We start from the raw sequence: 22,723 nt of genomic DNA on the forward strand, positions 1-22,723 counted from the left end.
GTTACCTTTTATTGTTGCACACGTTTACTTTATTACTTAACCATTATACTATCATTTAACTTAAAAAGTAGCTTTAAGTTGGCAAATATCGATAAATTTCATCCAAACTTATCGTTTTAGCAGTATCTTTCATCAATATGTAATCATCTTAATAGTCGAGTGATATCTTTTATGATGTATCACTGAAATCTTCTATTCACTTTACACCAGGTTAATAAATTTCACAACTGATGTGTGATATATTATAATCTATACAAATGCACGTAAGGAAGGTTTAATTATGAACGTATCGGTAAACATTAAAAATGTTACAAAAGAATATCGCATTTATCGAACAAACAAAGAACGCATTAAAGATGCGCTAATTCCAAAGCATAAAAACAATACCTTTTTCGCTTTAGATGATGTTTCAATTACTGCTCATGAAGGTGATGTGATTGGTCTAGTTGGAATCAACGGTTCAGGCAAATCTACGTTAAGCAATATGATTGGCGGCTCTCTATCCCCTACATCTGGCGATATTGAGCGTCACGGTGATGTAAGTGTCATCGCCATTAACGCTGGACTTAATGGGCAACTTAGTGGTGTTGATAACATTGAGTTTAAAATGCTCTGCATGGGCTTTAAACGCAAAGAAATTAAGAAACTTATGCCACAAATTATTGAATTCAGTGAATTAGGTGAGTTTATTTATCAACCTGTGAAAAAATATTCAAGTGGTATGCGTGCAAAATTAGGTTTTTCAATCAATGTAACTGTTAATCCTGACATATTAGTTATCGATGAAGCTTTATCTGTAGGCGACCAAACGTTCACTCAAAAATGTCTAGATAAAATCTATGAATTTAAAGAACAGAACAAAACCATCTTCTTTGTAAGTCATAACATTCGTCAAGTTAAAGAATTTTGTACGAAAATCGCTTGGATTGAGGGCGGTAAACTCAAAGAATTTGGTGATATTGATGACGTTTTACCTCAATACGAACAATTTTTAAAAGAATTCAGGAAAAAATCCAAAGCAGAACAAAAAGCATTTCGTAAAAACTTGGATGCAAATCGCTTTATCATAAAATAATGACACTAGCTCAAAATTTATGAAACAAAAAAATTCATAAATTTTGAGTTTTTTACTTTTCAAATAACCTAATCAGTACTATGATATAAACAGATGTAACAAATTAGACACATTTTATGCGTTTGGAAAAGTAGGTGATTGAGTCATTACTAACAAGACATCACAACAATTTGCAAACCTTGTACGTGCATACCGTAAGTCATATATCGGTAAAGGCCCAGAAAATATTAAAGTATTCTTTAAAGATAATTGGGCTGTCTGTCACATGACCGGAAGCTTAAGTAAAGTTGAAAATTTCTATTTAAGAAATGACGATTTTAAAAGCATGTTGAAATATGGCAGAACCGAAGAAATAAAAGCTTTATATCAGCAAAACCCTCCAACTGAAATGGAGAAACTTGTTGGTGCAAAATTTGTAAAATTATTTACAGATGTTGATTTAAAAACGGATGAAGTCGTTTCTATATTCGTCTTTGACAAAACAATCGAATAATTATCAATCTAAGGGATTGGTGTAAGGTACTCAGTGCTGTTTGCTAACCCACTTTTTCAAATATGCTAATCAAAGTATGCATTTTAGGAGGTGGTCGAACAAGACTGAGTATTTTTTTTACTAATTTTTAATATATTCTCATTAGCCATGAGATTAACATTTTAATTTATATAAATAGGAGCGGATTAATTATGAAAATTGTGGCATTATTCCCAGAAACAGAACAAGGTTTAGATAATCAATTATTAAATACAACAAAAGCAATCGGTCTTCCTGATTTTCTTGAACATACAGAGCATGAGCTTGTCATTTTAAAAAATGGAGAAACAGACTTAGATCAACACTTAAGTGATGCAGATATTATTATTAGCGCACCATTCTATCCTGCTTATTTAACTAGAAAACGTATCGAACAAGCACCAAAACTAAAACTTGCTATTACTGCTGGTGTTGGCTCAGACCATGTCGATCTTGAAGCAGCTAGTGAACATGACGTTGCCGTTGTAGAAGTAACAGGTAGCAATACGGTAAGTGTTGCAGAACATGCTGTTATGGACTTACTCATTATTTTAAGAAACTATATGGAAGGTCATCGTCAAGCTGTTGAAGGTGAATGGAACCTTTCTAAAGTAGGTAATCAAGCACGTGAATTACAGCACAAAACAATTGGTATTTTTGGATTTGGCCGTATTGGACAGCTTGTAGCAGAACGTTTAAAACCATTTAATGTTAACATTCAACATTATGATCCTATCAATCAAAAAGATTCTGAACTGTCTCATTTTGTAGAGTTTGAAGAACTTGTACGCACAAGTGATGCAATTACAATTCATGCGCCATTAACACCTTCTACCGACACACTATTTGATGCTGATGTGTTATCTCAAATGAAAACAGGCAGCTATCTTGTTAATACTGCACGAGGTAAAATCGTAGATACTGACGCACTTGTTGCTGCAGTTAATAGTGGTCATATTCAAGGCTATGCTGGAGATGTATGGTATCCACAACCTGCACCTGCAACACACCCTTGGAGAACAATGCCACGTAATGGTATGACGATTCATTATTCCGGCATGACATTAGAATCACAACAACGTATTGAAGATGGCGTTAAAGATATTTTAACTCGTTTCTTTAACAATGAACCTTTCCAAAAGAAAGATATTATTGTTGATAGTGGACGTATTGCTAGTTCAAGCTATACAGCAAAATAATACTCATAACTAAATCTGTTACGTTATCTTGCTCCCCCCTATTCGATCATTGCAATATAACGCCCCTGTTTGAAATTAAATGATATAAATAAAGGAAAAAGTCGAGACAAGTGCATTCGTCTCGACTTTATTTTTGCTTATTTCTTATGCTGCTCTTTATGTTCTTTATACTGTGTTTTAGCAACCTTTAACATAAATATAGGGATGCTTTTAAGACGTCCGATACGTTTCCAATCAATTAACAACCGATAAACCCATTCTATATTTAATTTTCTAAATACTTTAGGTGCTCTTTTTTTCATGCCACTAAAGACCTCAAAAGAACCTCCAACACCCATCATTACCGTATGCTTAAACTGATGTTGCTGTGCGACAATCCATTCATCTTGTTTTGGAAAACCCATACCAACAAAAATATAATCGGGATTTAATTTTTTAATTCGTTTTAATACTGTCTCATCATGTGTATCAACATATCCATGATGACTAGCAAACGTAATATATGGATAACGTTGTTGTAAACGACGTTGTGCTTTAGTCACAACTTCATTTTTCGCTCCTAATAAGAATACACGTTGACGCTTTATATTAGCCATTTTTAAACATTGATCCATAAGTTCTATCCCAGGAATACGTCGAGCTAATGGTCGTTTTAAACGCTTTGATGCTTTAACAATGCCCGTGCCATCTGCTACGACGTAATCGGCTTGATTGATTAAGTTTCTATAATGTACGTGTGTAGACGCATAATCAACAATTTCTGGATTAGCAGTTACAATCCACATATTATCGTCTTGCGCTTCATTTTCAACATATGCTGTTATGTTTTCTACCATTTCCAACATGGTCACATTATCAAATCGAACACCTAAAATATCTATTTTGTGAGGCTTGTCGTGATTACTCATAGCAGTATGCTCCTTCGAGTTTTCTATCTAATTATCGACATGCGTGATAACTATATACTTTGAATATATAGTTTATGATACATTATTCCCGTTTGCAATTGTATTCTTAAAAATACATCTAAAGTCCAAAAGTTAAAATATTCAAAGTAGCGTATAATAAAAATATCATGTACTAAAAACAAAAGATTACGAGGTTTATTATGTTGTATTTAGAAGATTTATTTACCACCGTGATAACTTTAAAATTTTATATCATTGTGTTAATTGGTATCTTATATATTTTAATTCATCATTACAGATATCATCCTGTTCTTGCCTATCTTGATATTTTATTAAATTACATACCTGTCTTAACACATGAATTTGGACATATTCTATTTAATAAAATAAGTGGCGGTCGCGCTAAAGATTTAGTTATTGTTACGCGACCATATGAAAGACAGATGACATCACAACAAGGTTATGCGATTACACAATCAACTAGTAAATTAGGTCATGGAATAACAACATTAGGTGGCTATATTTTGCCTCCAATTATGTTACTTGTTGGTGCTGCTTCGGCACATTCTGAGCATCCAATCATTTTTCTAATATGCTATATTGCTATTTTTATCTATTTTCTAATTTTAACGTCTAGAAAATGGTCTCCCATTATCATTTTGATATTGTTGGTAACATTATTATATTTATTTTTACAGCAAGCGCAGTATACTTTTACACATACAATAATGTCTTATAGTTATCATTTTATTTTAGGTGTACTATTAGGCGAAGTCATACAATCGTCTTGGACAATTGTTAAATTAACATTTCAACGTCCTAAAACCCAATGGGATGGGCAGGCATTAGCAGATATGACACATGTCCCTAGTATCGCATTCAGTTTAATTTGGATTTCGATAAACGGTTACAGTTTATATCTGTTATTCCAATACTCATTTTACTAATAACTACCCCCATCTTATAGCTTAATTTGCATCAGTAAAAATAAAAGGAGCGAGAAATCAAATTCTGACTTCTTGCTCCTACGATATATTTCTTCTTATTTTAATGAATATCCTTTGTATGATGCAGTTTTAACGCGTGACCAAAATCATTACGCTTGCTCAACAAAAATATTCTCCGCATTGTCAAAACTTAAGATTGACGTATTATCAGTCCTTTTTAAAATAAGCACTTTATTCGTCTCATCTTTAGCTACTATTTCCACTTCATTGCCAATTGAGATGTCTTTACTTGATAAATAAACCAATAACTCCGTCTTATCTCTCACACGTCTTATTATCACATGCTCTCCTGGTTCAAAATTTAAGATAGAAGTTGTATATTTCTCTTTGTATTCATTACTCCGTGGAATAATACCTCCATGTGGACAAGTGTCTGGATAGTTTAAAATCGCATCTAAGCGTTGTACAAATAAATCAGAAATTTTATGTTCTAATACCTCTGCTTCTTGATGCACTTCTTCCCAATTATACTTCAACACTTCAATTAAAAATAATTCTAACAAGCGATGACGTTTAATAATATCTAATGTATGAATTAAACCTTCTTGAGACAGTTTAACTCCTTTATACGGCTTAGTTTCCACATATCCAGCCTTTTCTAGACGACTCACCATTTCACTAACTGATGGTGGCTTAATTTCAAGATAGAGCGATAACTGCTTATTGGAAACAAATTGATGATCACCATCATTTGCAAGTATAGCTTTAAGATAATCTTCTTTTTCTTCTGTTAACATTTCTTCACCTCACAGACACATTCACCTAATTGTACCATGAAAATACTTGACATGTTAAAAGTTCAGAGTTTATCATGAAATAAATTAGGTTAACCTAAACTTTTTATTAGGGGGTGTAAACATTTTAGAAGTCTCTAACTTAACACTTCAACTTGACGGTAAAATTGTCTTGAAAGATATTTCTTTTAAAATACCAATACAAGGCGAAATAATTGGTATTATAGGTCCTAACGGTGCCGGCAAGTCATCATTAATTAAATCACTGATTGGTGAGTTTCAAGCAAGCGGGAAACAAACATTATTTAATAAACCGATACAACATCAGTTAAAATCTATGACCTATATTCCTCAAAAAGCCAACATCGATATTGATTTCCCTATTAGTGTAGAACAAGTCATCCTCTCTGGCTGTTATAAGGAAACAGGTTGGTTTACTAAAATTCCGAAAAGTGCACGTCAACATCTCGTCGAAGTTATGGACGATTTAGAACTAACACCGCTGCGCCATAAACAAATCTCACAGCTAAGCGGAGGACAACTACAACGTGTCCTTGTAGCACGTGCTCTAATGTCTGAAAGTAGAATTTATTTTTTAGATGAACCATTTGTTGGTATAGATTTTAGAAGTGAAGATATCATCATGCAAAAATTAGCAGCGTTGAAGCGAAGTGGTAAACTTATTTTTATTGTTTATCATGACTTATCTAAAACTGAAGCCTATTTTGATCGTGTGTTGTTATTAAACAAAACATTGCGCTATTTAGGTCCGACTAAATCCGTTGTTAATAGTGAACTCATCTATGAGACATTCCTCGGAAAATAACACTATTTAAGAAAGGAGTACCATTGCTGTTTATGATAGATTTTCTAAATCAAATATTAGATTACCAATTTTTACATCGTGCCTTAATTACTTCAATTGTTGTAGGTATCGCATGTGGTACTGTCGGTAGTCTAGTCATCTTACGAGGATTATCACTTATGGGTGATGCCATGAGTCATGCAGTGCTACCTGGTGTCGCGGTATCCTTTATCTTACATATACCGTTTTTCATTGGTGCAATGATTTCAGGTATGCTTGCAAGTTTATTTATCGGTTTTATTTCTGATAAAAGTAAAACTAAACCCGATGCAGCTATAGGAATTTGTTTCACCGCTTTCTTGGCACTCGGAGTTATCATGATTAGTTTAATTCAAAGTTCAACTAATTTGTATCACATTTTATTTGGTAATTTATTAGCGATTACGAATCAAGCATTTTTGTCAACACTGATAATCTGTGGACTGATTTTAGTATTAATTATTATTTTTTATCGTCCATTGAAGATTTCAACGTTCGATCCTACATTTAGTAAAATGAGCGGTTTGAACACATCATTGCTACATTATTTTGTCATGCTGCTACTTGCATTAGTTACAGTTGCCAGCATTCAGACTGTGGGTATCATTCTCGTTGTTGCCCTACTAGTTACGCCTGCTTCGACTGCATTTTTAATCACGAAGCAACTATCTACAATGATGATGGTTTCTAGCTTATTGAGTACGATATGTTCAATCATTGGTATGTTCTTTAGTTATCTATACAACTTACCTAGTGGTGCATCTATCGTTATCTGTACGTTTATTACATACGTTATTGTATTTACTTTTAAAAAATTAGCTAACAAACAGAAAAGAGGTATTTCATCATGCGAAAGTTAATTCCCTTTATACTTGCACTGTTATTAGTATTAACAGCTTGCGGAAGTAAAGATACATCGCACAATCATAAAAAACTTAACGTTGTAACAACAAACTCTATTATATATGATATGGTCAAACATGTCGGTGGTAATAATGTAAATATACATAGTATTGTTCCAGTAGGACAAGACCCTCATGAATATGAAGTAAAACCGAAAGATATTAAAAAGCTTACAGATGCTGATGTCATTTTTTACAATGGTTTAAATTTAGAATCTGGTGATGCATGGTTTGAAAATGCTTTAAAACAAGCCGGAAAATCACTGAAAGATAAAAATGTTATTGCTGTTTCCAAAGGCGTTAAACCCATTTATCTAAACGGAGAAAATGGCAATAAAGACAAACTAGACCCACATGCTTGGCTAAGCCTAGACAACGGTATTCAATATGTCAAAAATATTCAACAAGCCTTGAAAGATATTGATAAAAAACATGCTTCATCTTACGACAAGCATGGCAATAAGTATTTAAATAAACTTACAAAATTAAATAATCATAGTAAAGCAAAATTTAATGACATACCAAAAAAAGAACGAACGATGATTACTAGTGAAGGCGCCTTTAAATATTTCTCAAAACAATTCAATATTCATTCAGGATATATTTGGGAGATTAATACCGAAAAACAAGGTACACCTGAACAAATGAAACAAGCAACAAAATTTGTTAAAGATAATAAAGTAAAACATTTACTTGTTGAAACAAGTGTAGATAAAAAAGCTATGCAAAGCCTTTCTGAAGAAACCAATAAAGATATTTATGGCGAAGTTTTTACCGATTCAATTGGTAAAAAAGGAAGCAAAGGCGATTCATACTACAATATGATGAAATATAATATTGATATCATTCATAATAGTATGAAGTAATAGCAGACCTGCTTGCCCCAATCACCTTTGAGGTGAGCAGGTCACCTTTATAATATTAGTATGCTTTGTAGTCCCATATCGTGTATAAATCATACTGACACACTTTGTGTTGTAAACATCATCCTCCGTAAAACTTATAATCAACCTATACACGATATGGTGGTATAAAGCTTATACCATATAAAATTAGTGCGCGTTTGTGTAACCCATACACTCCCCAAACGCGCACTCTTTTTGTTTTAATCTGTCAAACTATCAACGATAACCATTTCATCATAATTAATCGCTTCTCTAATTTTTAATGCAGTACTTTCAGTGATTTCTTCATCTTCAACTAATGAATTTAATACGTGACGTTGCTCTCGTAATGCGTTGAGCTTGATTTTAGTCATTGTATTTTCTGCTTTAGTATTAAAGAAATTATCAGGTGTTAAGTTCTCAATACGCATTAAGTAACCATCACAGACCATACCAATTTCTAAAGTATTGTCACTTGTTGCTTCTTTTGCTAAACGACTTACGACATTATAATGTACTAATTTATTGATTCTCGCCAACTCTGTAAGGTTATCTGTAACGCTCAAAGAAGAAGATGCATTGATACGTGTCTTTACACGACTTTTAAGTAACATACCTCTCACAGCAACAATCATACGTCGGATTAATGAAGCTTGACGATAGACTTGCGTACGTTCAGCATAGCGCATATAGTTTTCAAGTGCACTCGTCGTAATGTTACCTTCCTCAGCAAGATTTTCTAATGTTTTTGTTTCTACATTAAATGCAATTTTTTGTAATCGCTCTAGTTCTTTAGAATTTTCATCATCTTTCGACATCGTTTTTAGAAATGTTAATTTATCATGATATTCTTTAATCACATTACCATATTTATAGCTAGTATCTAATGTCGCATGTTGATTTAAATAATCAATCACATTTTCTAATATATATATTCTTGCTTCTTTAAAGTTTAAACTACCGATTTTCGCTTTAGGTGCATTCGGTGTTATTAGTGGCAAAGCCACCTGAGCAATAACTAAACTAATGATGACCATCCCAGATGCAATAAATAATAAATCATTACGAAACGTAAATGCATGATGATCTGCCAATACATATGGTAATGTCAACGCGATAGCCAATGAAATGGTACCATGTACGCCACATATCGTCATGATTAAGGCATACAAACTTCTCTTTGGCGGTTTTTCATCTGTCTTATCTTCTTCTTTAGACATCATCTTTTGAAAAGGGCTGACAGATAAATAAAAATATGGATATAATACATAAACCCAAATAAACCTAAAGACATAAACAGCCAAAGCAATCAGCACGGTTATCGCAATTAAAAATGGTAAATTATGTGGTTCATTATCAATAATTCTAACCACAACTTCAGGCACTAAAAAGCCCAAAATAGAAAAAACAAAACCATTTAGTGCATATCCTAGAATATTCCATGTATGGTTATAGCTCATTTGCAATTGTGTTCTCGTTTGGGCAATACGATCTCTTTCAAAGCCATGAACTAAGCCAGCCACAACCGCCGCAATAATACCTGAAGCATGAAACATTTCAGCAACTAAGTATGTCACAAACGGTGTTAATAGTTGTATGAAGGTAAACATATTAATATTTTCAATGCCTCGACGTGTTAATGTTAAGCGGAATCTTACCAAAGCAACACCGATAATGACACCGACAATGGCACCACCAATTGAGGCAATTAAAAATTGTTCAATCGCTTCAAAAATTGAAAATACACCTGTAATTAAAACGCCCACTGCTATTTTAAATGAAATGATACCTGCAGCATCATTAAGTAAAGACTCACCTTCTAAAATAGTCATTGAACCTTTAGGTAGTATTTTGCCATTTGTTATTGCCTGCACAGCAACTGCATCTGTTGGACAAAGGATAGCTGCTAATGCAAAGGCCGCACCAATGGGCAATTCCGGCCAAATCCAATGTACAAATAATCCTACACCAAGCACTGTCGTAATTACTAAACCTAAAGCCATTAACATAACTGGTTTAATATAACGTCTTAAGTGCACTCTTGATACGTTAACACCCTCTACAAATAGTAATGGTGCAATTAGTGTAACCATAAATAATTCGGTATCAAAGTTAAATTCAACAGGAACAGGAGTTAAGAAAAGTAGCATGCCAAATGTAATTTGAATGAACGCAAGAGGTACTTTAGGTATAAAAGTATGCACAAAAGAGCTTATGATGACGACACCGAGAAATATTAGAATCGTTTCAAATATTTCCAATCTTTCACCTCTCCATTTTTTCTTTGCATAATTGAGTTATTCAATACATTGAGTAATTGCAATCACAATGTCTCTTTTATGTAGATAACAATAAACATAAGCATAGAGGATGACCATAAAGGAAGGAACTGAGCCTAAAATTGTTCTATGTCATGCATTGATTAAATTTCAATTAAACTTGTAATAAATTTTAACATGTTGTATACATTATTTTAAATGACTTGCTTAAATAATATATTTAGGTCAATATGTCATTTAATTTCTTCTAGCAGTGTTATGATGAGACCTGCTCGAAGATCATAGTTCTTATTTATCATCGCTATAATCTGATGAATCAGTTTGTTTCTTTTTTCCAACATCTTTTTGCGTAAAATCATAATATAATTTCTCGCGCCGTTCTTCTCTTAATTTAGCACGTGTTTTTAATTCCTCAGGTGTGTTAAATTCCTTTGAGCTCAGCAATATTGTTGACTGTCGTGGCACATCATCTTTGCGATACATATAAGCTCCAGTACGATAGGCAGCACGTGCTACCAAATGCATTCCTACTGGAGAAGTTAAATTAATAAAGACGATAGATAATAACAATCTCACACTAAAGAAACTTTGTTCATTAGTAAAAAATATTAATACTCCTACCAACGTTAATAGCACTGACAATGTAGAACTTTTAGTTGAGGCATGGCTTCTTAAAAAGACATCCTGAAATTTGACTAGGCCTATTGAACTAATCAATGCAATCATACTACCTAGAAATATTAGAATTGAGGCACATAAATTAATTATTTCTTTTGTTAGTTCCATTAAACACACGCCCTCCTCCTATAAATCTAGAAATTGATACAGAGCTTACAAAGGATATGATAGCAATGAGCATGATAGAATCCAAAAATGATACTGTACGATTAATAACACTCAATACGCCTACGATGGACATGATAACAGCACTCGTTGTATCAAAAGCCACTACACGATCCGCTGTTGTTGGCCCTTTAATTAATCTAAACATAGCGATAAGTAATGCAATACCAAAAACAATTAACGCACTCGTCGTAAAGAACATGGTTAAAGTCGCTATCATTATTGCATCACCTCCAAAATTAAGTCTTCATAATGTTTGATATTTCTGAGTAAAGTTGCTTTATCCTTGTCCGACACATCAATACTATGAATAAAAAATTTGTTCGTTTTCTTTGAAATGCGTATAACCGTAGAACCAGGCGTAATAATAATCAATATCGTTAAAAAGGTAATAGCCCAATCATTTTTCAATGTGGTTTCATATGTCAACAACCCAGGATTCATATCATTCGTCTTAAACAAAATATAATTAATGGTCGAGATACTTGATGTAACTAATTGGTATAAATAAACCATTAAAAATTTAAATGCTACCCACAGTTTCTTAGGATAAAATTCTTGATTGAAAAAACGATGCAAAATGTAAATAACAACGATACCAATCACATATCCAGAGAAGAACGTTGAGAACAAGAATGAATCTTCATCTTGAAATAAGACCCATAAAAATGCAATTAAAATATTTAAAACTACTTGTCTCATTTTAGTTCCTCCTTCAAGTGTGGATTAACTAGTTGATGAAATGTGTGTCCATCCATATTCATCTTTGTAGCATCTTCAGTAACATTAAGGACGATCGGTGCAGCAATTCCCATTGTAATGACAACTACAATTAGTACGCTTAAAATACTTTTACGATGTGTCGGTAATGGATTGAAATTTACTTGTTCACCATCCGCATCACCCCAATACATCACAAAAAAGATTCTAAATAAGCTGTACATCGCTATTAAACTCGTCAAAATCAATAACGTTAAACCTATATAATTGCCATTTTGAATCGCACCTTGAAAAATAAGCACCTTCCCTGGAAAACCACTAAATGGCGGCACGCCACCTAATGCAAAAATCATAATGACAAATGCTACACCATACAATGGTTCTTTTTTAGCTAAGCCATTTAAATATTTATACTCCCGATAACCAGTCATATAAACTAAACTACCTATAATGAAAAAGAGCATTGTTTTAACAACCATATCATTAGCTAGATAAAAAATAGCTCCATTAACGCCATCAAAAGTATTAGAACCAAGACCTAGAATAATAAATCCAATTGATAAGACTACTTGATAAGAAGCGATTTTCTTTATGTCATGATAAGCAATCACACCAAACGCACCAATAATCATCGTGATGCATGCCATAAATACCAGCAATGGATGCGTTACTCCAGTATGTTGATTAAACAGCAAAGTGAAAAAACGAATTAATGCATAGGCACCTACCTTGGTCATTAATGCAGCAAATAGCGCAGCCAACTCTGTATTTAACACAGCATAAGCTTTAGGCAACCACATAAAGATGACCAATGCAGCTTTGGAACCAAATGCAACTATAAAGACTAATGAAATAATAATGATTGTTTTATTATCCTGCATTTGATCAAGCCTTAATGCAATTTGAGTAAAATTCAACGTTCCTACCGTTTTGTACAACAAACCTATACCCAGCAAGAAAATCCACGAACCAATAATATTAAGTACGACATAAATAATTGCCGCTCTTAATTGTTCAACAGATTGTCCTAACGTAACTAGTACAAATGAAGCCAATAACATAATCTCAAACATCACATATAAGTTGAACAAATCAGAAGTTAAAAAGGATCCAATCACACCAACAGTTAAAAATAAAATAAACGTTGGTAAATAATAACGGTTAACTCGATTTTCACCACGACCAAACCCGTATGACATAATTAAAGTAACCACAAATGACGTTATTGTTACCAACAATAAACTAAGAGAATCGCCTAAAAATTGGATGCCGAAGGGTGCTTTCCAACCTCCAAAATCTAAAGTGATTGGCTTATGGTTCAACACATATATTAATAATGCTAAAGAAATAACGGTCGTAACAGACATCGTCCCAATATATAATATTTTTGAAGTATTGTTCTTATTTTTAGTAAAAACTAAGACAAGCGCACAGAGAAAAGGAAGAAGAATGGGTAAAATAAGTAAATTACTGCTCATGATTCTCTTCATCTCCTCTCAGCAAGTTAATTTCTACTTCTTTCGTTACACGATAAGTTCTGTATACTAAGACGAGTAGAAAAGCAGTCATCGCAAAGCCAATAACAATGGCAGTCAAAACAATAGCTTGTAATAAAGGATCAACATAATTCGTATTCGAAGTTCCAATAAGCGGCTCCGTCATATGACTACTATATTTACCCATGCTCATAATAATAAGATTCCCAGCATGCGTGTAAATTGAAATACCAATAACAATTCGAATTAAATTAAGTGATAGGATCATGTATGTTCCTATAAATACTAAGAATCCTATAACTAATAATAAAATGATGTTCATGACTTACCACCACTAATGGATAACATCACTGTAACAATCACGCCAACCACCGTCAGCAAGATGCCTAATTCAAATAAGGTAACCGTAGTTAGGTGCAATTCATCGAAAATAGGCAAATGTAAATGCGCTTCAGATTGATATAAAAACAGCTTGCCAAAAAACATAGGAACAATGGCAGTCGTAACAGAAATTAATGCACCTAAAATCATCAACTTTCTAAAATCAACTGGTAAACTTGCCAATACTTCTGACACGTCAAAGGCCAAGAACATTAGAATAAATGCCGAACTAAAAACAAGTCCACCAATGAAACCGCCACCTGGGTTATTATGACCAGCCAAGAAAACGTAAAAACCAAATGTTAATAAAATAAACACTACAATTTTAGTAACTGTTTTTAGAACTACATCATTTTCTTTCATCTTGACCCCTCCGATCTTTATAGTTAAGTAATGTGAAGATACCTAATCCAGCGATAATTAAGACCAAGCCCTCAAACATAGTATCTAATGCACGAAAATCTCCTAATATAGCATTGACAATATTTTTTCCACCCGTTAGTTGATAAGCATTAAGATAATACTTAGAGATTGAACTGATGCTTTCTCCATTTTGTGTGATGAAAATAAGCATCATTACTGACCCAGCAACAATCAATGAAATAATAATTTTAATCGTTTCTTTCATCATATTGGGTGCTTTACGAGCCACGTTTGGTAAACGTGAAAAGCTGACAATAAATAGTATCGTTGTAATTGTCTCAACAACAAGTTGTGTAAGTGCCAAATCAGGGGCTTTCATTGCAATAAAAAACAATGCCACAGAAAAGCCAATCACACCATTTAAAATAACCATTGTCAAACGCTGTCTAATAAAGACAAGCGCAATACCAACAATGCTAATTAATATAAGTAAAATCACTTCAAGAGGGCCAAATTCTGAAACATGAACTTCTGCCACTTTGGGAAAACCAACTTGAATCATGCCATAAGCAACAATCACAGAAAAAATCATCAACGTAATAATCAAATAATAATTCAAGCGATTACTCATTAATTTTCTAATACTTTGTCCAGAATATCTTTCAAACCATTGATACACTGAGCGATACGATTGTGTAATTGAAGCCGTTTTTAACATGCCTAAACGGAGATATTTCCAATCAATAAACAGTGTTCCAAGTAAACCTACAGCGATGATAACAATGGTAAAAATTAGCGGTAAATTTATGCCATGCCATTGTGAAACGTGTGGTGCGATAGCTTCAACTTCTGTACCCAACTGAGAAACACTACGTAGTGCAGGTATGACAATGTGTTGCGTAAACAAATTGGGAATAAAGAAAATAATCGGAATAAGCAGACCTAATATCACTGCAGGTATACTAAATAGCCACGGCTCGTGAATATTTTTTCGAGGGACTTTTTGCGTATCAAATTTACCCCAAAAGGTTTCTTTAACCATGTATAATGCATAAATAAAAGTAAAGAGACTTGCAATAACACCAATCGCTGTAACGATGATTGTTAACGTTATATCAAATTGTGCTAGATTACGCGCATGCACTAGTCCGTCGAAGAACATTTCTTTACTTAAGAACCCATTCAATAACGGGACCCCTGCCATGGATAATGCTGCTAATGTCATGACAATATGCATCTTAGGAAAATGATGCCTCATACCTCCAAGACGACGAATATCTCGTGTACCTGCTTCATGATCAATAATGCCTACACCCATAAATAATACACATTTAAATATGGCATGATTCATTAAATGAAATAAACCAGCAAATAAAATCATGATGTATAATTCTGCCATTTTACCTGTAGTTTGTTGTGCAATTCCACCTCCAAGACCAATCATTGACATAATCATGCCGAGTTGACTAATAGTAGAATAAGCCAATATCCCTTTTAAATCATATAATCTTAGCGCTGCGATAGCTCCAAATATCATCGTAATTAAACCGACAAATGTCACAATATAAATATAACTATCACTTAAACCAAGTAATGGTGTGAATTTATATAACAGAAATAATCCAGCTTTCACCATTGTTGCTGAATGCAGATATGCACTAACCGGTGTGGGCGCTGCCATCGCTTTGGGCAGCCATACGTGGAATGGAAATTGGGCTGATTTTGTAAATGCACCAATTAGCATTAGAAGCATAGCGGGAATAAATAGCGGTTGTTGGGAGATGTGGTGTCGTTGCTGTAAAAGCTCAGTAATCGTATTTGTTCCAGTCATCATATAAAGCATGATAAAACCTGCAAGTAGCGCTAGTCCGCCAAACACGGTGATCATAAATGATTGAATAGCACCTAGCTGACTATTTGCATTGCTATACCAATATGAAATAAGTAAAAAAGATGAGATGCTTGTTAATTCCCAAAAAACGTACATCAGAATTGTATTATTGGAAACAACAATACCTAACATGACAAACATAAATAATAATAAATAGATAAAAAACCGAGGTAAATTATCTTTTCCAGAAGTAAGGTACTGTGTCGCGTAGAAAAATACTGCCACCCCAATGAGTGAAATAATCAAACCAAACATTAGTCCAAGGCCGTCTAAACGTAAATCTACATTAATGTCTATAGATGACATCCAAGGTATATGGATGGCTGGATACTGTTCTTTTAATACTATAGGTATGTGATAAATAAAATAGCTTGATGCCATTATAGGTGCAAGTAGTGCAATGTAACCAGTATATCGTTGACTTGGCTTTATAAATAAAGTGCCTAAAACGACTACCATAACAACGATGAGTGCACCCATAAGATAAACAATGCTCATCAAAAGCCTCCTTTTATGTAAGTGATTACTTATAAATTCAATGCAATCACTGTTTGATTTTTCTCAATTTTCTTAATGCCAATAAACTTCATTGTTTCTTGCGTCGTCTGGTGACCTAAATATTTTTGTATTATCGAAATTGAAATACCCGATTCATAGGCATGATATGCAAATGTTTTGCGCAAAGTTGTTAATCCTATATGTAAAATACCTAATTCTTCTGCTGCTTGATGAATAATTCTATAGGCCTGCTGTCTTGAAAGCGCCTGATGTGTACGTATTGATTGGAATAATAATTGCTGATTAGCCAATTGATAGTCATCAATATAATCTGTCAGTTCTTGACGTAATGTTTCAGGCAACTTAATCTTAATTGACGGTACTGTGTTTTCAATCCAAGCTGTTTTAATATTCCCTCTTTGCGGATTTTTAATATCTTTCACTTCTAATTTTAATAAGTCTGTCAATCTAATGCCGGTATGAATTGCTAATTTGAAAAATAAATAATCTCGCTTAGATTTCATGCTAAGCACTTGATACATACGCTTAATATCTTCTTTATTTCTAATAGGTTCTACTTGATTCATTTGGCCACCTCATAATTGTTTCTCATTTAATAATAATACATATTTAAGTTACATAAAAGAATTATGCTTATATATTCAAATTCATTTGGCTCTTTTGATAATGCGCAACGATATATAAAGTGTAAGGAGGTGAAAATAATGAATCAAATCAATCAACTGACTGTTCAGCTTACTGAAATCAAACTTAATGATGCAGGTAAAGCACAAGAACAAAAACGACGCTTTGCAAAACTGAATCCACAAGCCACTGCAGACCAAATCAAATCATTTTCTCAAATTATAAGTCAACTTACTGGTTTAAAATTTGATAAAGTGGAAGCGATTAAAACTGAAGAAATTGTATAATAAGGAGGACATATCATGCCAAAAACTCTAGAATTAGTATTTAAAACGGCTGATAATAAAAATGCTAGACTGCAAGTTCCAAATATCGTTGCAACAACCGATGCAGATCATGTTAAAGAAGCCATGAATAACTTAATTGCATTGAAAATTTTAAATCCAACAACTGGTTTACCAGTTAAAGCTATTGCGGCTTATCTCATTGACAAATCAACAACTGCCATTTTTGAAGAAAAGTAACTTGTTCATACTAATATCCATAGCAATTGATTATTATTAACCATTTTTGACGGAGTCTGGGGCATCATTATTTTTCAGGCTCTGAACTCTATATTGATGGTAGTTAACTGGATTGAAAATACGCTTACACCAAGCTTTTCAATCCTAGTCAACCTTGCCGGGGTGGGACTACGAATTCACAATGAATTCTGTCCCGCCCCCTATCTATTTTTTAACAACTATCTTTTATCGTACTTTTATTTCAGCTATAATAAGGCCAATCACTTATTTTAAAGAAAGCGTGTTTACTTATGATATTACTATTTATATTCGGTCTTATTGCCGGTATGGTCGTACCTATTCAAACGTCAATTAATTCAAGGCTAAGCTATTATACGAAGTCATCATTTTATGCATCGACCATTTCCTTTTTCACCGGAACACTTTTTTTAGTTGTGCTTAATTTAATATTCAATCCACAGCTACTACATATCATACATACTCAACAAACTTCTTTTAATTACACATGGTTTGTAGGTGGTTTACTTGGCGTTTGTTTTCTAACAGGTAACTTACTGTTATTACCACGACTGGGTGCTGCTTTGACAGTTGTCATGACCGTAACTGGGCAAATTTTCATGGGGGTAATTATCGATACCTTTGGCATACTTGGAGCTCAGCAACATACGTTCACTACGCTCAAAGCTTTAGGTACATGTTGTTTGCTTTTAGGAATTATTTTAATGAACTATTTGCCGAAATCAAAGTTGACTGAAACCAAACAGCCACGTTTTTATTTATGGCTTATCATTGGTCTCATTTTTGGTTTTGCACCCCCGTTACAAACAACAATTAATAGTTCGCTAGCCCAACAAGTGCATTCCTCCCTTTTTGCATCTCTAGTGTCTTTTAGTGTTGGAACAATGGCTTTATTCATCTTAACATTATTATTTCATCGTAATTTACGTCTTGAGCGTTACCATGAAACGCAAGGAGCATTGCATCCGATACATTTTATCGGAGGTCTGCTAGGCGTAGCATTTGTCACTGCAAACATTGTCCTAATGCCTCATTTAGGTGCAGCTTTAACTACGATTATAGGTATGTTAGGTCAAATGCTTATGGGTGTTATTATTGATCATTTCGGTTTATTGGGGACACCTCAAAATCGTATCACTATAAGAAAAACATTCGGTCTTATCGCCATTGCTTTAGGGATTATTTTGCTGCGGCTTTTTTAATAGACATTTGTCTTGTCTCAAGCCTTAGAACGTGAAATCATTTAATATCGTTCTGAGGCTTTCAATATAGCCAAAATATTGTATAATATTTTTATAAAATAACCCCGAGGTGATTTAACTTGCCCACAATATTCAAACATCGTTTTATTTTCCCCTTACTCCTACTATTAATTGTTCTAGCTATTTGCCTGATGGTTTATCACACGTATTTTAATCAACCTAAATCTTCCCCAACTTTAATAACCGTGAAACCATACCAATCAGCCTCATTTACCGCTATGGAACAACCTAAATCCTTTTATGAATTACGTTATCACTCAAGCTATGGCTATATAGATCATATTTATGTCAAAAATCAGCAACTCATCCAAAAACAGACACCTTTATTAACTTACTATAATCCTCAATTAGAACCCCTTATTCTTGCACAAAAGAAATTGCTTACTCAAATTAATCATTCAAACGTTTCTAACACATTTAAAGATCAAGCCCGTTTAAAATTTATTAGTGATATTGCAGTTGAACAAAATCATTTAGTAACACGTTTAACTTCTCCAATCAAGGGGTATGTTTTGATAAACAACACGACGCCCTCAAAAGAAAATGATATTATCTTAACGATTACAAGTGAAGAGCATATCATCGTTGGAGATTTACCAGAAACATTCCGCAATAAATTTAAAATAGATGAAGAAGTTACATTACTAACCAGCAATAATCAACAATTTTATGGCAAAATCAATAGTATTTCTCCAATTCCTAAGGCATATCATACAAAAAATTCTGTTTATCGCGTTATAATAAAATCTGATAAAAATTGTCCTCTTGGCACACACATTAAAGTTGCACCGTACCACACAACTTTTGAACTACCACAGTCAGTATTAATTCAAAAAGATTGCGTTTTGATTTCAAAAAATAACAAATTAATTAAAAGAGAAGTAAAATACACTAAGAGTTCAAAAAAAGGGTATATTATTATAACGCAAGGTTTAAATATTAATGACCGCGTTGTAAGACATCCTGAAGCCAAAGATATTTATGATTGAGCACACTTAATGACACTTAACTAATTTTTTTATATAATGAGACTAAACTAAATTACGCCGACATTAATTTGTAATATGAAAATTCTGTTAAATAAAAACTAACTTATCTCAAAACAATATTTTGTTTTATTAAGTGTTTTTATGTTTACTTTTTATTTTTATTTAGTTATAATTAACTAAATAATATAGCATTAAGTGCATTTAAATAAGTTTTATTGACTTCAAACTATCCATAGGCAACGCTTTAATTTTTTTATAAATCTGTATGATTATTAAATTGGGTACGGTGTCTTATAGTAAATGAGGAAATATATTGGGGAGGTTTCACATATGGCAGTTTCAAAAATCAATGATTGCTTTGAATTATTAGCGATGGTTACTTATGCTGACAAATTGAAAGGTATTATAAAGAAAGAATTCTCAATTAGTTTTGAAGAATTCGCAGTTTTAACATATATCAGTCAAAATAAAGAGGATAAATATTATTTGAAAGATATTATTAATCATTTAAATTACAAACAACCACAAGTTGTTAAAGCTGTTAAAAATTTGTCTCAAGAAAACTATTTCGATAAAAGACGTAACGAACATGATGAAAGAACTGTATTAATTTTTGTTAATGCAACACAACGCAAAAAAATCGACAAGCTATTAGAGCAAGTAAACAACCGTATTACAGAAGCAAATAAAGATGCATAAGTCAGCACATAATAATGCAATATTATTGCATAAACGCGATCAGCTATAAGCTAATCGCGTTTTTTATTGACTAGAAAATGAGTGTAATAACAAACTTATTCTAGTTTTACTAATAGTATGATCAAAACACATTTCACTACACAAATTAAGCCATTAAAAACATATTTGTCCATAATCTTTTACTATAGACTATTAAATTTCAATAGATCTCAATCTCGCTTATTATCATGTTAAGAATGACTTGCATCAATAAACTGAGTTAAAAATGACAAAAAGTGATCAGGTTCTTCAATGTGTGGTGCATGTCCTGAGTATTCAAACAACTCCTTTTGGACACGCGTAAAATGGTTATCAATATCATCGTCACTAATTAATGGATCATATTTGCCATCAATAACCAATGTTGGCACATGTATAGTCGCTGGTTGTTCAGCTTGACTATTGCTTATTGAATATAATGCTCTACTGGCAGTCGCATTGTCTTCTGACGTAGCCTTATGATATAAATATTGTGCTTGGAACCATTTCATTGCCCGACTTTGTTCCTTGAAAATGTAAGGAAATAATATCAAAATAGCCTCTGAACGATTGAAACCTTGAATCTCTTCTTGATGCTCAATCATCAACTGTGTAAAACCATGGACGACGGCCTTACGTTTAGAAGAAATCAACGTTAAAGACAACACTCGGCTAGGATATTGTTCAGTAAATTCACGTGCAACCATGCCCCCCATCTCATGGCCGACTAAATGAGCCGTACAGATTCCCAAATGACGCATGATTGCTTTTAAATCCCCAATATGGTCAGATAAGTGATACACATCTGGTCTCGAAGACTTACCATGACCACGTAAATCATATGTAATAACTCGATACTGTGTTTTTAACTCTGCTGCTAAATTATAAAAACCCGCTAAATTACCATTTAAACCATGTAGTAAGATAATGGGAATGCCCTGACCTTCGTCTTTATATACTAATTCTTTTTGGTCAAACGATTTAATTTTGTCCATGACGGCACCTCCCTTTACTAATCTGTATACCCACTCCCGCTAAGAATACGCTAAGAAGTTTAAAAACACTTTATTACTTTTGTATTTATATTCATTTATTATAAAAAGCTTAGCCCATAGCATCCTACATAACATAGCAATACCTATGGCTAAGCTTTTAAAATTTTTATATTTTGGTGCGTGATGATAATTGAATTGTATAGTATATCACTAATACAACAATTAATATCCATATTACTAATGAAAATATTTGAGCTTGATGAGGGTTATGAATAACTGCATCGATTGTTTTTTGTGCAAAGAGAAGGCCTATTCCTGTAAACTCATACCGCTTTAGAAACATGCCTAATAAACTTAGCGCAATTCCTACAAAGAAGACCACTTGATGGCCATACATCGAAACTGGCACAATCCCCAAATTAAAATTGAATGCGCGCATTACAATTAAAATCATAGCTAATATAGCGATAACAACTCCCATAATCATCTCGACACGGTTGCTATATAAATAATTTTTAGCTTCTATTCTAAAATGCAGTAAAACTGTCAATGGAAATAATATAATACAATAACAAATAGACATCGTTGTTGCTGCTTGATAAATAACAAATTGTTTATCATATAAATATGAGATAAGCACAAAATTAATGATGAAGAAAATCGCCGGGTTGATTTGTAAACCAAAAATATTGCGTTGAATGGTCAAGATAATTTGTGCCGGCGACTTCCCTCTATACTCAATATAATCCTCGTTTTTTGCTTCAGATTTAGCTAAATCATGACGATATTTTTCTTCAATATCATCAATAATATTTGAGGGTAAACCTTTATGTGTGAAGTAATCATCGATATTTTCTAGTAATATTTTATCATTAGGACGCATGATAAACTCCTTTACGTAACTGATTCAATAATCAATTGTATCATAAGTTATTCGCATTTACTTAAAGTTTAACATAAGTCACATGACAAAAAGAAAGCGACAAAATACAATCATTTAAAACATGTATTTGTCGCTTCTATTATTAATATGTCAGT

The 22,723-nt window shown here is 33.1% G+C and carries 25 protein-coding genes; 12 read left to right on the forward strand and 13 right to left on the reverse strand.

Annotated features, from left to right (window positions below):
• Positions 1-280 precede the first annotated feature (280 nt).
• The 3 genes from tagH (at position 281) to CD041_RS06250 (ending at position 2,785) form a co-directional block, all read left to right on the forward strand.
• Positions 281-1,075 (forward strand): teichoic acids export ABC transporter ATP-binding subunit TagH, encoded by a 795-nt coding sequence (gene tagH, locus CD041_RS06240; RefSeq protein ID WP_002459832.1) that lies wholly within the window; start codon positions 281-283, stop codon positions 1,073-1,075.
• Positions 1,076-1,220: 145 nt separating this feature from the next.
• Positions 1,221-1,568, forward strand: a complete 348-nt coding sequence (locus tag CD041_RS06245) for a Na-translocating system protein MpsC family protein (protein ID WP_014533359.1) — start codon at positions 1,221-1,223, stop codon at positions 1,566-1,568.
• Between the two features lie 191 nt (positions 1,569-1,759).
• Complete coding sequence (locus tag CD041_RS06250) at positions 1,760-2,785, forward strand: NAD-dependent formate dehydrogenase (RefSeq protein WP_002492941.1); 1,026 nt, start codon at positions 1,760-1,762, stop codon at positions 2,783-2,785.
• Positions 2,786-2,922: 137 nt separating this feature from the next.
• Here the strand turns inward: CD041_RS06250 and tarA are convergent, their stop codons facing one another.
• A complete protein-coding gene (gene tarA, locus CD041_RS06255; protein WP_002459835.1) occupies positions 2,923-3,693 on the reverse strand; it encodes an N-acetylglucosaminyldiphosphoundecaprenol N-acetyl-beta-D-mannosaminyltransferase TarA in 771 nt (256 codons plus the stop codon).
• Positions 3,694-3,893: 200 nt separating this feature from the next.
• On the opposite strand from tarA, the gene CD041_RS06260 reads away from it, so the two are divergent.
• Entirely contained in the window at positions 3,894-4,640 is a 747-nt protein-coding gene (locus CD041_RS06260; protein ID WP_002479405.1) for a M50 family metallopeptidase, read from the forward strand.
• A 149-nt stretch (positions 4,641-4,789) separates the two neighbouring features.
• Here CD041_RS06260 and CD041_RS06265 read toward each other — a convergent pair whose 3' ends face one another.
• Complete coding sequence (locus tag CD041_RS06265; protein WP_002459837.1) at positions 4,790-5,437, reverse strand: metal-dependent transcriptional regulator; 648 nt, start codon at positions 5,435-5,437, stop codon at positions 4,790-4,792.
• Between the two features lie 121 nt (positions 5,438-5,558).
• Here CD041_RS06265 and CD041_RS06270 point away from each other — a divergent pair, with 121 nt between their 5' ends.
• The 3 genes from CD041_RS06270 to mntC are packed head-to-tail and all read left to right on the forward strand — an operon-like array spanning position 5,559 to position 8,046.
• Positions 5,559-6,260 (forward strand): metal ABC transporter ATP-binding protein, encoded by a 702-nt coding sequence (locus tag CD041_RS06270; RefSeq protein WP_037540836.1) that lies wholly within the window; start codon positions 5,559-5,561, stop codon positions 6,258-6,260.
• A 32-nt stretch (positions 6,261-6,292) separates the two neighbouring features.
• The gene (locus tag CD041_RS06275) at positions 6,293-7,138 is read left to right on the forward strand and encodes a metal ABC transporter permease (RefSeq protein WP_037540834.1); all 846 of its coding nucleotides are present in this window, start codon (positions 6,293-6,295) and stop codon (positions 7,136-7,138) included.
• Positions 7,126-8,046, forward strand: a complete 921-nt coding sequence (gene mntC / locus CD041_RS06280; RefSeq protein ID WP_002459840.1) for a manganese ABC transporter substrate-binding lipoprotein MntC — start codon at positions 7,126-7,128, stop codon at positions 8,044-8,046. The genes CD041_RS06275 and mntC overlap by 13 nt, the downstream gene beginning before the upstream one ends.
• Before the next feature lie 239 nt (positions 8,047-8,285).
• On the opposite strand, the gene CD041_RS06285 is transcribed toward mntC, so the two are convergent.
• The 9 genes from CD041_RS06285 to CD041_RS06325 all read right to left on the reverse strand — a co-directional run bounded on the left by CD041_RS06285 (position 8,286) and on the right by CD041_RS06325 (position 17,122).
• On the reverse strand, positions 8,286-10,325 hold the full coding sequence (locus CD041_RS06285) for a cation:proton antiporter (RefSeq protein WP_070647827.1): 2,040 nt from the start codon (positions 10,323-10,325) through the stop codon (positions 8,286-8,288).
• A gap of 306 nt (positions 10,326-10,631) precedes the next feature.
• A complete protein-coding gene (locus tag CD041_RS06290; RefSeq protein WP_002459842.1) occupies positions 10,632-11,129 on the reverse strand; it encodes a Na+/H+ antiporter subunit G in 498 nt (165 codons plus the stop codon).
• Positions 11,104-11,406 (reverse strand): Na+/H+ antiporter Mnh2 subunit F, encoded by a 303-nt coding sequence (gene mnhF2, locus CD041_RS06295; RefSeq protein ID WP_002459843.1) that lies wholly within the window; start codon positions 11,404-11,406, stop codon positions 11,104-11,106. The genes CD041_RS06290 and mnhF2 overlap by 26 nt, the downstream gene beginning before the upstream one ends.
• Positions 11,406-11,888, reverse strand: coding sequence for a Na+/H+ antiporter Mnh2 subunit E (mnhE2, locus tag CD041_RS06300; RefSeq protein WP_002459844.1), 483 nt, complete (start codon positions 11,886-11,888; stop codon positions 11,406-11,408). Before mnhE2 ends, mnhF2 begins: the two co-directional genes overlap by 1 nt.
• Positions 11,885-13,384, reverse strand: a complete 1,500-nt coding sequence (mnhD2, locus tag CD041_RS06305; protein ID WP_002459845.1) for a Na+/H+ antiporter Mnh2 subunit D — start codon at positions 13,382-13,384, stop codon at positions 11,885-11,887. Before mnhD2 ends, mnhE2 begins: the two co-directional genes overlap by 4 nt.
• Positions 13,374-13,724 (reverse strand): Na+/H+ antiporter Mnh2 subunit C, encoded by a 351-nt coding sequence (gene mnhC2 / locus CD041_RS06310; protein WP_002479408.1) that lies wholly within the window; start codon positions 13,722-13,724, stop codon positions 13,374-13,376. Before mnhC2 ends, mnhD2 begins: the two co-directional genes overlap by 11 nt.
• Positions 13,721-14,146, reverse strand: coding sequence for a Na+/H+ antiporter Mnh2 subunit B (mnhB2, locus tag CD041_RS06315; RefSeq protein WP_070647825.1), 426 nt, complete (start codon positions 14,144-14,146; stop codon positions 13,721-13,723). Before mnhB2 ends, mnhC2 begins: the two co-directional genes overlap by 4 nt.
• The gene (locus tag CD041_RS06320; RefSeq protein WP_080606633.1) at positions 14,133-16,535 is read right to left on the reverse strand and encodes a DUF4040 family protein; all 2,403 of its coding nucleotides are present in this window, start codon (positions 16,533-16,535) and stop codon (positions 14,133-14,135) included. Before CD041_RS06320 ends, mnhB2 begins: the two co-directional genes overlap by 14 nt.
• A 29-nt stretch (positions 16,536-16,564) precedes the next feature.
• Positions 16,565-17,122 carry a tyrosine-type recombinase/integrase gene (locus CD041_RS06325; protein WP_002492948.1) on the reverse strand — a complete coding sequence of 186 codons (558 nt, stop codon included), beginning with the start codon at positions 17,120-17,122 and terminating at the stop codon, positions 16,565-16,567.
• Positions 17,123-17,260: 138 nt separating this feature from the next.
• On the opposite strand from CD041_RS06325, the gene sroA reads away from it, so the two are divergent.
• From sroA to sarA, 5 genes are all read left to right on the forward strand, one after another.
• Positions 17,261-17,467, forward strand: coding sequence for a sigS mRNA-stabilizing protein SroA (sroA, locus tag CD041_RS06330; protein ID WP_002479411.1), 207 nt, complete (start codon positions 17,261-17,263; stop codon positions 17,465-17,467).
• Positions 17,468-17,482: 15 nt separating this feature from the next.
• Entirely contained in the window at positions 17,483-17,704 is a 222-nt protein-coding gene (locus tag CD041_RS06335; RefSeq protein ID WP_002459851.1) for a DUF2922 domain-containing protein, read from the forward strand.
• Positions 17,705-17,994: 290 nt separating this feature from the next.
• A complete protein-coding gene (locus tag CD041_RS06340) occupies positions 17,995-18,924 on the forward strand; it encodes a DMT family transporter (RefSeq protein WP_002479412.1) in 930 nt (309 codons plus the stop codon).
• A gap of 119 nt (positions 18,925-19,043) precedes the next feature.
• Entirely contained in the window at positions 19,044-19,973 is a 930-nt protein-coding gene (locus CD041_RS06345; protein ID WP_002479413.1) for an efflux RND transporter periplasmic adaptor subunit, read from the forward strand.
• Between the two features lie 330 nt (positions 19,974-20,303).
• Positions 20,304-20,672: a global transcriptional regulator SarA gene (sarA, locus tag CD041_RS06350; protein ID WP_002459854.1), complete on the forward strand. Its 369-nt coding sequence runs from the start codon at positions 20,304-20,306 to the stop codon at positions 20,670-20,672.
• 230 nt (positions 20,673-20,902) lie between these two features.
• Here sarA and CD041_RS06355 read toward each other — a convergent pair whose 3' ends face one another.
• Both CD041_RS06355 and CD041_RS06360 read right to left on the reverse strand, forming a co-directional pair.
• Entirely contained in the window at positions 20,903-21,685 is a 783-nt protein-coding gene (locus CD041_RS06355; protein ID WP_037540832.1) for an alpha/beta fold hydrolase, read from the reverse strand.
• A 166-nt stretch (positions 21,686-21,851) separates the two neighbouring features.
• Complete coding sequence (locus CD041_RS06360; protein WP_002459856.1) at positions 21,852-22,568, reverse strand: hypothetical protein; 717 nt, start codon at positions 22,566-22,568, stop codon at positions 21,852-21,854.
• Positions 22,569-22,723: the final 155 nt, after the last annotated feature.

Source organism: Staphylococcus lugdunensis, from assembly GCF_002901705.1.
GTDB lineage: Bacteria > Bacillota > Bacilli > Staphylococcales > Staphylococcaceae > Staphylococcus > Staphylococcus lugdunensis.